Consider the following 13,971-nt stretch of genomic DNA (forward strand, 5'->3'; position numbering starts at 1 on the left):
TATAATAGCAAATGGAAGGAGAGTGCTTATGTCTTTAACAAATGAACAACAAGAGCGATTTCAAATTTTGCTCCAGCAGTTGCAAATACCAGACGACCTTATAAATCAATATTTACAAGGCGGTGGTATTGAAAGGCTCGTTATTGATAAAGCGAATAAAAGTTGGCATTTTGATTTACAAGTGCCACGTATTTTGCCTACAGAATTATATGAATTGCTAGAAACAAAGCTTAAGCAATCATTTTCTCATATTGCAAGAACAACATTTGCATTAGAAACAGAGAATAAACAATTTACAGAAGAAGAAGTGAGGGCGTATTGGCCGCTTTGTACGGAACGAATTACATTTTCACCTATGTTCGCTTACTTAAAGAAGCAGCTTCCGCAGGTGAATGGAGTGAAGTTGCTAATAAATGTGAATAACGAGCTGGAGTCTACTGCTTTAAAGAAAAACGTTGCGAAACCAGTGGGGGATCAATACGAAGCTTTTGGATTCCCGCGTTTCCAGTTAGACACACATATACAGCAAAATACAGAAGAAATGCAAAAGTTTCGTGAGCAAACGCAGCAAGAAGACCGCGAGCGTGTTATACAAGCTATGGAAGAAATGGCGAAGAAGCAAGCTGAAGAAAGCAGCGTTGTGCATGAAGGACCGATTACACTCGGGTATCTTATTAAGCCGGATGAAGAGATTACACCGATGCGAGAAATTCAAGATGAAGAAAGAAGAAAAACGGTTCAAGGATATGTCTTCCATGTAGAAACGAAAGAGCTTCGTAGTGGACGTACGTTATTAACTTTAAAAATAACGGATTATACGGATTCTATTATGATCAAAATGTTCTCGCGTGACAAAGAAGATATTCCAATGCTGCAATCCTTGAAAAAAGGAATGTGGGTGAAAGCGCGTGGTTCTGTTCAAAACGATACATTCGTTCGAGATTTAGTAATGATTGCAAATGATATTAATGAAATAACAGGGCCGTCTCGTAAAGATAAAGCGCCAGAAGGCGAAAAGCGTGTAGAACTTCATCTTCACACTCCGATGAGCCAAATGGATGCTGTTACTTCTGTTTCTAAGCTCGTTGCCCAAGCAGGAAAATGGGGGCATGAGGCTATTGCAGTTACAGACCATGCTGTTGCACAGTCATTCCCAGAAGCATATTCTGCTGGTAAAAAGGCTGGAGTTAAAGTTCTATATGGTGTAGAAGCAAATTTAGTTAATGATGGTGTGCCGATAGCATATAACGAAGCACATCGTCTACTTGCAGAAGAAACATATGTTGTCTTTGACGTTGAGACAACAGGGTTATCTGCTGTATATGATACAGTCATTGAGTTAGCTGCTGTAAAGGTAAAAGGTGGCGAAATTATTGATCGCTTTGAATCTTTCGCAAATCCGCATCAACCATTATCGGCGACGATTATTGAATTAACAGGTATTACAGATGATATGTTAACTGATGCACCAGAAGTGGACGAAGTGTTTAAAAAGTTTGAGGAATGGATGGGTGACCATACACTTGTTGCTCATAACGCAAGCTTCGATATGGGCTTTATAAATGTAGGTTTTAAAAAGGCTGGGATAGAAAAAACGAAAAATCCAGTTATTGATACGTTAGAACTTGCACGGTTCTTATTCCCAGAAATGAAAAATCATCGATTAAATACGATGTGTAAAAAGCTTGATATTGAATTAACGCAACATCACCGTGCGATTTATGATACTGAAGCAACGGGATATTTACTTGTGAAAATGTTAAAAGATGTGATTGAAAAGGGATTTGAATATCACGATCAATTAAACGATAGTATGGGACAAGGTGATGCATATAAACGTGGGCGCCCAAGTCATATGACATTACTTGCCACATCAGACGTTGGATTAAAAAATTTATATAAACTTGTTTCTTATTCTCACCTGAATTACTTTTACCGTGTACCACGAGTGCCAAGGTCCCTATTAAAAAAATATCGTGAAGGCATTATAGTAGGGACGGCTTGTGATAAAGGTGAAGTGTTTGAAGCGATGATGCAAAAAGCACCTGAAGAAGTAGAAGAAATTGCACAGTTTTATGATTATATTGAGGTTATGCCTCCAGAGGTGTTACGTCATTTAGTAGAACGTGAACTTGTTCGAGATGAAGGTCAATTAAAAACAATTATTTCTAATTTAGTAAAACTAGGTGAGACGTTAGATAAACCAGTTGTTGCTACAGGGAACGTGCATTATTTAGATCCAGAGGATGCAATGTATCGGAAAATTTTAGTAAGTTCGCAGGGCGGAGCAAATCCTTTAAATCGCCATTCATTACCACCCGTACATTTCCGTACAACAGATGAAATGTTAGATTGTTTTTCATTCTTAGGTGAAGATACAGCAAAAGAAATTGTTGTAACGAATACACAAAAGATTGCATCATTAATTGGTGATGTTCATCCGGTAAAAGATGATCTATACACACCGAAAATTGAAGGTGCCGACGATGAAACACGTGATATGAGTTATAAAATGGCGCGCAGTATTTATGGTGAAGAATTACCGGAAATTGTAGAGGCTCGTTTAGAAAAAGAATTGAAAAGTATTATTGGACATGGGTTCGCCGTTATTTATTTAATTTCACATAAGCTTGTGAAAAAATCGTTAGTAGATGGCTATCTGGTAGGTTCGCGTGGATCGGTAGGATCATCATTTGTTGCAACGATGATGGAAATTACAGAAGTAAATCCATTACCACCACACTATGTATGTCCAAAGTGTAAACAATCAGAGTTCTTTAATGACGGTTCTGTAGGTTCTGGTTTTGACTTACCAGATAAAGAATGTCCAACATGTAATGTTCCATACGTGAAAGATGGACATGATATTCCGTTCGAAACCTTCCTTGGATTTAAAGGAGATAAGGTGCCCGATATCGATTTGAACTTCTCCGGGGAATACCAACCACGTGCCCATAACTATACGAAAGTATTGTTTGGTGAAGATTATGTATATCGTGCTGGAACGATTGGTACGGTTGCGGAAAAAACTGCTTATGGATATGTAAAAGGTTATGCAAATGATCATAATTTAACGATTCGAAATGCAGAGATTGATCGTTTAGTTTCAGGATGTACGGGTGTAAAGCGTACGACCGGACAGCATCCAGGTGGTATTATCGTTGTACCAGATTACATGGATATTTTTGACTTTTCACCAATTCAGTTTCCGGCTGATTCAATAGGTGCTGAGTGGAGAACAACGCACTTTGACTTCCACTCAATTCATGATAATTTATTGAAACTTGATATATTAGGACACGATGATCCGACTGTTATTCGTATGCTTCAAGATTTAAGTGGTATTGACCCGAAAACAATCCCAACGGATGATCCAGAAGTAATGAAGATTTTCTCTGGTCCAGAATCTTTAGGGGTAACGGAAGAACAAATTAACTGTAAAACAGGTACACTTGGTATACCAGAGTTTGGTACGAAATTCGTAAGACAAATGTTAGAAGAAACGAAACCAACGACGTTTTCAGAGCTTGTCCAAATTTCTGGACTGTCCCATGGTACAGATGTATGGTTAGGTAATGCGAATGAATTAATTTATAACGGTACGTGTACACTGAGTGAAGTTATCGGTTGTCGTGATGACATCATGGTATATTTAATTTATCAAGGATTGGATCCATCGTTAGCCTTCAAAATCATGGAGTCGGTGCGTAAAGGTAAAGGTGTACCAGAGGAATGGGAAGAGGACATGAAAAATAACAGTGTACCAGGCTGGTATATTGATTCATGTAAGAAGATTAAGTACATGTTCCCTAAAGCCCATGCGGCTGCATACGTACTTATGGCTGTACGTATCGCATACTTTAAAGTACATTTCGCACTTTTATTCTATGCAGCATATTTTACAGTTCGTGCAGATGACTTTGATGTAGAGGCGATGGCGAAAGGCTCAGCATCCATACGTGTAAGAATTGATGAAATTGCACAAAAAGGATTGGATGCAGCGCCGAAAGAGAAGAGTTTATTAACGGTACTAGAAATGACACTTGAAATGTGTGAGCGTGGTTATTCATTCCAAAAGGTTGATTTATACCGTTCGCATGCAACCGAATTTATAATTGATGGGGATACTTTAATTCCTCCATTTAATGCAGTGCCTGGTCTTGGTACAAACGCAGCTTTCAGTATTGTTGAGGCTCGTAAAAATGGTGATTTCTTATCAAAAGAAGACTTACAGCAGCGCAGTAAGGTTTCTAAAACGATTATTGAGTATTTAGATAGTCAAGGTTGTCTAGGAGATTTACCGGATCAAAACCAATTGTCACTGTTTTAATAGGTAGGAAAAGTCTTTGCAAATCAATATTTGCTATGGTATACTATAAACCGAGATAACCATGTCATGTATATTTTGTGAAAAAGAGAGTGGGGAAACCCACTCTTTCGTGTTACTATCTACATTTTGTTTATGTAGATAGTAAAGATATTTCTGTCGTATATACATATTTTGTTACAAGTTTTACTTCTTAAATTTGGTAATACTAAGACAGATATTCCCTGCTTAACGGCAGGGGCTTTTGTTAGCTAACGAGAAAGAATAAGATAGACCGTCTTTATGAACGGGATCTTTTCTTGTAAATGGTACATGGCGGCAGGAAGGAGGCTGTTTATGGATAAGAAAGTCACAGAAGTTGTAGAAGCATTTGCGCAGCCAATCGTTGAAGAGTTAAATCTTGAACTTGTAGATGTAGAGTATGTGCAAGAAGGACAAGACTGGTTCTTACGCGTATTCATCGATTCTGAAAAGGGAGTCGACATTGAAGAATGCGGTGCGGTAAGTGAACGTTTAAGCGAAGCTTTAGATAAAGAGGATCCAATTCCTCATCTTTACTTTTTGGATGTATCATCTCCTGGAGCGGAACGCCCATTAAAGAAAGAGAAAGACTTCCAGCAAGCGGTAGGAAAACAAGTGGCAATTAAAACATATGAGCCGATTGATGGTGAGAAGATGTTTGAAGGAAAGTTACTTTCCTACGACGGTACTACAATTACACTACTATTAACAATTAAAACACGTAAAAAAGAAATCCAAATTCCAATGGATAAAGTTGCAAATGCGCGACTTGCTGTTACGTTTTAGTAAGAAGGGGGATCTTCATGAGCACTGAGTTGTTAGATGCTTTGCTCGTATTAGAGTCAGAAAAAGGTATTAGTAAAGATATTATTATTGATGCGATTGAAGCAGCATTAATCTCTGCTTATAAACGCAATTTTAACCAAGCACAAAACGTTCGTGTGAGCTTTAACCCACAAGTGGGAACAATTCAAGTTTTAGCACGTAAGGACGTTGTGGATAATGTATTTGATCCACGTCTTGAAATCTCTGTAGAAGAGGCAAGACAAATTAATCCAAACTACCAAGATGGCGACGTACTAGAAATTGAAGTAACGCCAAAAGATTTTGGTCGTATTGCAGCGCAAACTGCCAAACAAGTTGTAACACAACGAGTTCGTGAGGCAGAACGTGGTGTTATCTACTCAGAATTTAGTGATCGTGAAGAAGACATTATGGTTGGTATTGTACAGCGCCAAGATGCTCGTTTCATCTATGTAAGCTTAGGTAAAGTAGAAGCTTTATTACCTGTAAGTGAGCAAATGCCAAATGAGCAATATAAACCACATGATCGTATTCGCGTATTTATTACAAAAGTAGAAAAGACAACAAAAGGACCACAAATTTACGTATCACGTACACATCCTGGTCTTTTAAAACGTTTATTCGAAATGGAAGTTCCAGAAATTTATGATGGAACTGTAGAAATTCGCTCTGTAGCACGTGAAGCAGGCGACCGTTCTAAAATTTCTGTATATGCAGAGAATATGGATGTTGATCCAGTAGGTTCTTGTGTAGGACCGAAAGGACAACGTGTACAACGCGTTGTAGATGAACTAAAAGGTGAAAAGATTGACATCGTTCGCTGGTCGAATGACCCAGTTGAATATGTTGCAAATGCTTTAAGTCCATCACAGGTTGTTAAAGTACTTGTAGATGAAGAAGAGAAAGCAACAACTGTTGTTGTTCCAGACCACCAGCTTTCATTAGCGATTGGTAAGCGTGGACAAAATGCGCGTCTTGCAGCTAAATTAACAGGCTGGAAAATTGATATTAAAAGTGAGTCTGATGCGAAACAACTTGGTATTGTGACAGAAGAAGATAGCGTAATCGCATTCGGATTCGATTCAGTTGAAGACGAAATCGAATAGAGGTGATGAGTATGAGCAATCGAAAAGTTCCGTTACGAAAATGTATTGCGACGCAAGAGATGAAATCAAAACGAGAGCTCGTTCGCATTGTTCGTTCCAAAGAGGGCGAAGTGTCTATTGATTTATCAGGAAAAAAATCAGGACGAGGTGCATATTTGTCAAAAGATAAAGAAAGCATTATTCAAGCCCAAAAGAAAAATATTTTGGAACATCATCTAAAAGCGAAAATCGACAGTTCTCTGTACGAAGAGCTTCTTGAGCTTATTGAGAAGGAGTCGAAATAAGTGTCCGATTGGAAATCGTTTTTAGGACTAGCAAACCGCGCTCGAAAAATTATTTCGGGTGAAGAACTCGTTTTAAAAGAAGTACGAAGTGGCAAAGCAAAGCTAGTATTGCTTTCTGAAGATGCGTCAGCGAACACTACAAAACGTATCATTGATAAAACCACGTACTACAACATACCAATGAGAAAAGTCGAAAATCGACAACAATTAGGGCATGCGATTGGGAGAGACGAGCGAGTCGTTGTAGCTGTGTTAGATGAAGGCTTTGCGAAAAAGCTACGTAGCATGCTCGATACAAATTACCGGGGGTGAAGGTATGAGTAAAATTCGAGTACATGAATATGCAAAAAAAAATAATATCTCAAGTAAAGATCTTATGACAAAACTAAAAGAGATGAATATCGAGGTTTCGAATCATATGACAATGTTAGAAGATGAAGTAGTAAACAAATTAGATAATCAATATAGCACTGAAGCAGAAAAACCTTCTGTTGCAGATGAGTTTGAAGTAGAAGAGAAAGTTGTTCGCAGTAAAAAGAACAGCAATAAGAAGAAGAAAAAAGGCAAAGGAAATGAAGACAAACGTCAAGATAACTTTGCTGGAAGACAACAAACGCAAATAGTAGAAACACCAGATAAAATTACTTTCTCTGGAAGCCTTACAGTAGGTGACCTTGCTAAAAAGTTAAGCAAAGAGCCATCTGAAATTATTAAAAAGCTCTTCATGCTAGGAATTATGGCGACAATTAACCAAGACTTAGATAAAGATACAATTGAGTTAATTGCTACTGATTATGGTATTGAAGTAGAAGAAGAAGTAGTTGTAAGTGAAACTGAATTTGAAACATTCATCGATGAGCAAGAGGATGAAGAAAACTTAAAAGAACGTCCAGCTGTTGTTACAATTATGGGACACGTTGACCATGGTAAAACAACATTGCTTGACTCTATCCGTAATTCAAAAGTAACTGCTGGCGAAGCTGGTGGAATTACTCAGCATATCGGTGCATACCAAGTTGATGTAAATGATAAGAAAATTACATTCTTAGATACACCAGGTCACGCGGCATTTACAACAATGCGTGCTCGTGGTGCACAAGTAACAGATATTACAATTCTTGTTGTTGCAGCTGATGACGGTGTTATGCCACAAACAGTTGAAGCGATTAGCCATGCGAAAGCAGCTGGAGTACCAATTATTGTTGCTGTGAATAAAATGGATAAACCAGCGGCAAATCCTGATCGTGTAATGCAAGAATTAACAGAATATGAATTAGTTCCAGAAGCTTGGGGCGGAGACACGATTTTCGTACCAATTTCTGCAATTCAAGGCGAGGGAATTGACAACTTGCTAGAAATGATTCTTCTTGTGAGTGAAGTAGAAGAATATAAAGCAAATCCAAATCGCTATGCAACTGGTACTGTAATTGAAGCACAGCTTGATAAAGGTAAAGGAACTATCGCGACATTACTTGTTCAAAACGGTACACTTCGAGTTGGAGATCCAATTGTTGTTGGAACATCATTCGGTCGTGTTCGTGCAATGGTAAGTGATATTGGTCGTCGTGTAAAAGTTGCTGGTCCATCAACTCCTGTTGAAATTACAGGTTTAAATGAAGTACCACAAGCGGGAGATCGTTTCATGGCATTCGCTGATGAGAAGAAAGCTCGTCAAATCGGTGAATCACGTGCACAAGAAGCGTTAGTTGCACAACGTGGTGAGAAATCTAAATTAAGCCTTGAAGATTTATTCCAACAAATCCAAGAGGGCGATGTAAAAGAAATTAACTTAATTGTGAAAGCAGACGTACAAGGTTCTGTAGAAGCAATGGCAGCATCACTTCGTAAAATTGATGTTGAAGGCGTAAAAGTGAAAATTATCCATACAGGCGTAGGTGCGATTACAGAATCTGATGTTATTTTAGCTTCTGCATCTAATGCAATTATAATTGGATTTAACGTACGCCCTGATGTGAATGCGAAGCGTACAGCTGAATTAGAGAACGTTGATGTTCGTTTACACCGTATTATCTATAAAGCAATCGAAGAAATCGAATCAGCAATGCAAGGTATGCTGGATCCAGAATTCGAAGAAAAAGTAATCGGTCAAGCGGAAGTTCGTCAAACGTTCAAAGTAACAAAAGTTGGAACGATCGCAGGTTGTTACGTAATAGACGGTAAAATTACACGTGATAGTGGCGTTCGTATTATCCGTGATGGCGTAGTAGTTTTCGAAGGGCAACTTGATACGTTAAAACGTTTCAAAGACGACGTAAAAGAAGTTGCACAAAACTATGAGTGTGGTATTACAATTGAGAGATATAATGATCTTAAAGAAGGGGACATCATTGAAGCATACGTTATGGAAGAAGTGAAGCGATGATTATCGCTTCACTCTCATTCGAGTGTATGATTTACGATGTGCATTCTTTAAAAGAGAAACGAGCAATTTTGCAACGTGTGTTAACTCGTGTGAAACAGCGCTATAATGTAGCTGTTTCTGAAGTTGGGCATCAAGATGTATGGCAACGTACAGAAATTGCAATTGTTTCCGTATCCTCAAATCGTGTTGTCTGTGAAAAAGAAATGAATCGTGTACTTGAGTATATCGATTCATTTCCTGAAATTGAACGTACGATAACACATTTGGAATGGTATTGAATGAGGTGAAGAGTTATGAAATTACGTGCGAACCGTGTGGGCGAGCAAATGAAAAAAGAATTAGGCGACATTATCAGTCGTAAAATTAAAGACCCACGTATTGGATTTGTTACAGTAACAGATGTACAAGTAAGTGGAGATTTACAAATTGCTAAAGTATACATTTCTGTTTTAGGTGACGAAGAACAGAAAGAAAATACATTAAAAGGTTTAGCGAAGGCAAAAGGCTTTATTCGTTCAGAAATTGGCCAACGTATTCGTCTTCGTAAAACACCAGAAATTACCTTTGAGTTCGATGAGTCTATCGGATATGGTCATCGAATTGATACACTTTTACATGAAATTAATAAAGACGGTAAACGTGAAGAATAATGGATAGACATTTGTCTATCCATTTTTTCAATGTAAAATAAGTTTTGCATAATTACAATTACTACAGAAGAATAACGATGAGGTGAATATATGGAAGGTGTAGTATTATTACATAAGCCAAAGGGAATGACATCACATGATTGTGTGTTCAAATTAAGAAAGATATTGCGTGAGAAACGAATTGGTCATACAGGGACACTGGATCCAGATGTAACAGGAGTATTACCTATTTGCGTTGGGCGTGCAACAAAAATTGCGCAATTTTTGACAAGTGAAACAAAAACATACGAAGGTGAAGTGACATTAGGGTTTTCAACAACAACAGAAGATGCTTCTGGTGAAGTTGTGGAGAAACAAGATGTAAATCGTGTCATTACACGTAAAGAAGTAGAAGAGGTACTAGCAGAACTAACAGGGACAATTGAACAAATGCCACCGATGTTCTCAGCTGTAAAAGTAAATGGGAAAAAACTATACGAATATGCAAGAGCAGGACAAGAAGTTGAGCGTCCAGTTCGTACAATTACAATTCATGAATTTGTATTACTTGATGAACGCGATGTTTTTGAAGGGGAAAACATTTCATTCCGTTTCCGTGTAACGTGTAGTAAAGGAACATATGTAAGAACATTAGCAGTAATGATTGGTGAAAAACTTGGTTTTCCATCACATATGTCTCACCTTGTAAGAACAGCATCGGGTGAATTTTTACTAGAAAATTGCATATCATTTGAAGAAATTGAAGAAAACGTGCAAAATGGAACAGTAGAGTCTATCTTCATTTCAATTGATGAAGCGTTAAGTAAGTTTCCCAAAATGGTTGTAGATGAAAAGCAAGCTGAAAAAATAAAGAATGGTATGTTCTTAAAGAATGAACTAGAAATAACAGCACCATTTATTACAGTATTTGATAAAAATGATCGTTGCTTAGCAATTTTTGAGCATCACCCGAAACAACCTGGTATGCTAAAGCCGATGAAAGTACTTGTGAATAATCAAGAACTAAAGCTATAATGAATTATTGGAAGGATTATTACAGAAAAAGGTGAATGCAAGCGTGAAACTTATTCATTTAACTCATCCACATGAACGAAATAAAGTAGAATTACCACCTACTGTAATGGCATTAGGATATTTTGATGGCATTCATTTAGGACATCAACGTGTGATTCGAACAGCGAAAAAAATAGCGGATGAAAGAGGATGTAAAAGTGCTGTCATGACATTTCATCCACACCCATCTGTTGTATTAGGGAAAAAAGAAGCGCATGTGGAGTATATTACACCGATGCGTCTTAAAGAAGAAATCATCGCAAGTTTAGGGATTGATATATTATATGTGGTGAAATTCGATGAATCATTTGCTGGATTATTGCCACAACAGTTTGTCGATGATTATATTATTGGCTTAAATGTAAAGCATGTAGTAGCAGGCTTTGATTATTCATATGGACGTTTAGGGAAAGGGAAGATGGAGACTTTACCATTTCATGCAAGAGGGGAGTTTACACAGACCGTGATCGAAAAAGTTGAATATCAAGAAGAAAAAGTAAGTTCTACTTCATTACGAAAGTTAATTCGAAATGGCGAAATGGAACAAATTCCATCTATTTTAGGGAGATCTTATACGGTAGAAGGAATAGTTGTGCACGGTGATAAGCGTGGACGCCAAATTGGTTTTCCAACTGCAAATGTAGGTTTAAGTGATGAATATCTACTTCCACCTGTAGGTGTATATGCAGTGAGATTGAAAGTTCACGATGAATGGCACGATGGCGTATGTAATATCGGGTATAAACCAACTTTCAAAGAGAATGAGCGTCAATTATCTATTGAAGTGCATCTATTTGAATTTAATAAAGACATATACGATCAAAGTGTTACAGTGGAGTGGCACATGCGTATAAGAGAAGAAAAAAAGTTTAATGGAATTGATGAGTTAGTTGCGCAAATCGCTCAAGATAAAAAGGTTGCCCAAGAATATTTTGCGAGCGTAAAGAATATACTTGCTTTTTCAAATGAAAAGTAGTATTCTATGTTATGTACTTTATGACAACCATTACTTGGCATTGCGACTCACCGATGCTTGCTAGGTAACTGGGGGTTTAATTATTAGGAGGTGAAATAGGATGGCTTTAACACAAGAGCGTAAAAATGAAATCATTGCACAATTTAGAACTCATGAGACTGATACTGGTTCTCCAGAGGTTCAAATTGCTGTCCTAACGGAGCAAATTAACACTCTAAACGAGCACTTACGTACTCACAAGAAGGATCATCATTCACGTCGTGGTCTATTAAAGATGGTTGGTAAACGTCGTAACTTACTTACTTACCTTCGTAATAGCGATATCACACGTTACCGTGAATTAATCACAAAGCTTGGCTTACGTCGATAGTCAAAGAAGCGGGAATATTCCCGCTTTTTTGTTAGGTAAAAATATATCTTCTACTCTTTATAGCTTACTTAATTTTCGGCAATACTAGAGGAAAGAATATTGTGATATACTATCCATTTACATAGAAGAATTGAATATTTTAAATTGAGAGGGGTACTTAAATGAGTCAGGAAAAGCAAGTCTTCTCGATAGATTTAGCTGGTCGTCAGCTAACAATTGAAACAAGTCAGCTTGCAAAACAAGCAAACGGAGCAGTATTAGTAAGATATGGCGACACAGCAGTTCTATCTACAGCAACTGCATCAAAAGAGCCAAAAAATGTAGATTTCTTCCCGCTTACAGTAAACTATGAAGAGCGTTTATATGCAGTCGGAAAAATCCCAGGCGGTTTTATTAAGCGCGAAGGCCGTCCAAGTGAAAAAGCAATTTTAGCAAGTCGTTTAATTGACCGTCCAATCCGTCCACTTTTCGCAGATGGTTTCCGTAATGAAGTACAAGTTGTCAGCATCGTAATGAGTGTTGATCAAGACTGTTCTTCTGAGATGGCAGCTATGCTTGGTTCTTCATTAGCATTATCTATTTCAGATATTCCATTTGAAGGTCCAATCGCAGGTGCGACAGTTGGTCGTATTAATGGCGAGTTCGTTATTAATCCAACAGTAGAACAGCAAGAACAAAGTGATATTCACCTTGTTGTAGCTGGTACGAAAGATGCAATTAACATGGTTGAAGCAGGAGCAGATCAAGTGCCTGAAGAAACAATGTTAGAGGCAATTATGTTTGGTCATGACGAAATTAAACGTCTAATTGCATTCCAAGAAGAGATTGTACAAGCTGTCGGTAAAGAGAAAACAGCAGTGAAACTTTATGAAGTAGATGCTGATCTTAATCAAGCTGTACGTGAGATGGCTGAGAAGGATATGCATTCTGCAATTCAAGTGCACGAAAAACATGCACGTGAAGATGCAATTAATGTAGTGAAAAAGCGTGTAATTGAGCATTACGAAGCTCAGGAAGTTGACGCTGATACATTAGGACAAGTAAGTGAAATTTTATATAAAATTGTAAAAGAAGAAGTACGTCGTCTTATTACAGTTGAAAAAATCCGCCCAGATGGTCGTAAAGGTGATGAAATTCGTCCTTTAGCATCAGAGGTTGGTATTTTATCTCGTACACATGGTTCTGGTTTATTCACACGTGGACAAACACAAGCGTTAAGTATTTGTACATTAGGCGCATTAGGCGATGTGCAAATTTTAGATGGTCTTGGTGTAGAAGAATCAAAACGCTTCATGCATCATTATAATTTCCCATCATTTAGTGTTGGTGAAACAAGACCGATGCGTGGACCAGGTCGTCGTGAAATTGGTCACGGTGCACTAGGAGAACGTGCTCTTGAGCCTGTAATTCCATCTGAAAAAGATTTCCCATATACAGTACGTCTTGTATCTGAAGTGTTAGAATCAAATGGTTCTACTTCACAAGCAAGTATTTGTGGTAGTACTTTAGCGATGATGGATGCTGGTGTTCCACTTAAAGCTCCAGTTGCAGGTATTGCAATGGGTCTAGTTAAATCTGGTGAGCATTACACAATTTTATCTGATATTCAAGGTATGGAAGATCATTTAGGTGATATGGACTTTAAAGTAGCAGGTACTGCAAAAGGTGTAACTGCACTGCAAATGGACATTAAAATCGATGGTCTATCTCGTGAAATTTTAGAAGAGGCATTACAACAAGCGAAAATTGGTCGTGTGCACATTCTAAATCATATGTTATCTGTTATTGCAGAGCCACGTACTGAATTATCAGCTTACGCTCCAAAGATTATTACAATGGCAATTAACCCAGATAAAATCCGTGACGTTATTGGACCAAGCGGTAAACAAATCAATAAAATTATTGAAGAAACTGGTGTTAAAATTGACATCGAGCAAGATGGTACAGTATTCATTTCATCAATTAATCAAGAGATGAATGAAAAAGCGAAGAAAATT

The 13,971-nt window shown here is 37.7% G+C and carries 12 protein-coding genes; all 12 read left to right on the top strand.

Features of this window, described 5'->3' with window-relative positions; genetic code table 11:
* Positions 1 to 28: 28 nt before the first annotated feature.
* Positions 29 to 4,330 carry a PolC-type DNA polymerase III gene (locus KI356_RS01610; RefSeq protein WP_128281199.1) on the top strand — a complete coding sequence of 1,434 codons (4,302 nt, stop codon included), beginning with the start codon at positions 29 to 31 and terminating at the stop codon, positions 4,328 to 4,330.
* Positions 4,331 to 4,663: 333 nt separating this feature from the next.
* Complete coding sequence (gene rimP, locus KI356_RS01615; RefSeq protein ID WP_000359098.1) at positions 4,664 to 5,134, top strand: ribosome maturation factor RimP; 471 nt, start codon at positions 4,664 to 4,666, stop codon at positions 5,132 to 5,134.
* 17 nt (positions 5,135 to 5,151) lie between these two features.
* Complete coding sequence (gene nusA, locus KI356_RS01620) at positions 5,152 to 6,258, top strand: transcription termination factor NusA (RefSeq protein ID WP_128281200.1); 1,107 nt, start codon at positions 5,152 to 5,154, stop codon at positions 6,256 to 6,258.
* Between the two features lie 11 nt (positions 6,259 to 6,269).
* Positions 6,270 to 6,542 carry an RNase P modulator RnpM gene (rnpM, locus tag KI356_RS01625; RefSeq protein WP_128281201.1) on the top strand — a complete coding sequence of 91 codons (273 nt, stop codon included), beginning with the start codon at positions 6,270 to 6,272 and terminating at the stop codon, positions 6,540 to 6,542.
* Positions 6,543 to 6,854, top strand: coding sequence for a YlxQ family RNA-binding protein (locus KI356_RS01630; RefSeq protein ID WP_001286519.1), 312 nt, complete (start codon positions 6,543 to 6,545; stop codon positions 6,852 to 6,854).
* 4 nt (positions 6,855 to 6,858) lie between these two features.
* Positions 6,859 to 8,925, top strand: a complete 2,067-nt coding sequence (gene infB, locus KI356_RS01635) for a translation initiation factor IF-2 (protein ID WP_128281202.1) — start codon at positions 6,859 to 6,861, stop codon at positions 8,923 to 8,925.
* Positions 8,922 to 9,203 (top strand): DUF503 domain-containing protein, encoded by a 282-nt coding sequence (locus tag KI356_RS01640; protein WP_002088157.1) that lies wholly within the window; start codon positions 8,922 to 8,924, stop codon positions 9,201 to 9,203. The genes infB and KI356_RS01640 overlap by 4 nt, the downstream gene beginning before the upstream one ends.
* A gap of 15 nt (positions 9,204 to 9,218) precedes the next feature.
* Positions 9,219 to 9,575: a 30S ribosome-binding factor RbfA gene (gene rbfA, locus KI356_RS01645; RefSeq protein WP_000776437.1), complete on the top strand. Its 357-nt coding sequence runs from the start codon at positions 9,219 to 9,221 to the stop codon at positions 9,573 to 9,575.
* A 90-nt stretch (positions 9,576 to 9,665) separates the two neighbouring features.
* Entirely contained in the window at positions 9,666 to 10,589 is a 924-nt protein-coding gene (gene truB, locus KI356_RS01650; RefSeq protein WP_212934627.1) for a tRNA pseudouridine(55) synthase TruB, read from the top strand.
* Between the two features lie 43 nt (positions 10,590 to 10,632).
* Entirely contained in the window at positions 10,633 to 11,604 is a 972-nt protein-coding gene (gene ribF / locus KI356_RS01655) for a bifunctional riboflavin kinase/FAD synthetase (protein ID WP_212934628.1), read from the top strand.
* A gap of 100 nt (positions 11,605 to 11,704) precedes the next feature.
* Positions 11,705 to 11,974 carry a 30S ribosomal protein S15 gene (rpsO, locus tag KI356_RS01660; protein ID WP_001229392.1) on the top strand — a complete coding sequence of 90 codons (270 nt, stop codon included), beginning with the start codon at positions 11,705 to 11,707 and terminating at the stop codon, positions 11,972 to 11,974.
* Between the two features lie 161 nt (positions 11,975 to 12,135).
* Positions 12,136 to 13,971: polyribonucleotide nucleotidyltransferase (locus KI356_RS01665; protein WP_212934629.1), on the top strand; the 1,836-nt coding region annotated here is incomplete at its 3' end.

Origin of the sequence: Bacillus hominis, from assembly GCF_018332515.1 — a bacterium.
GTDB classification, from domain to species: domain Bacteria; phylum Bacillota; class Bacilli; order Bacillales; family Bacillaceae_G; genus Bacillus_A; species Bacillus_A hominis.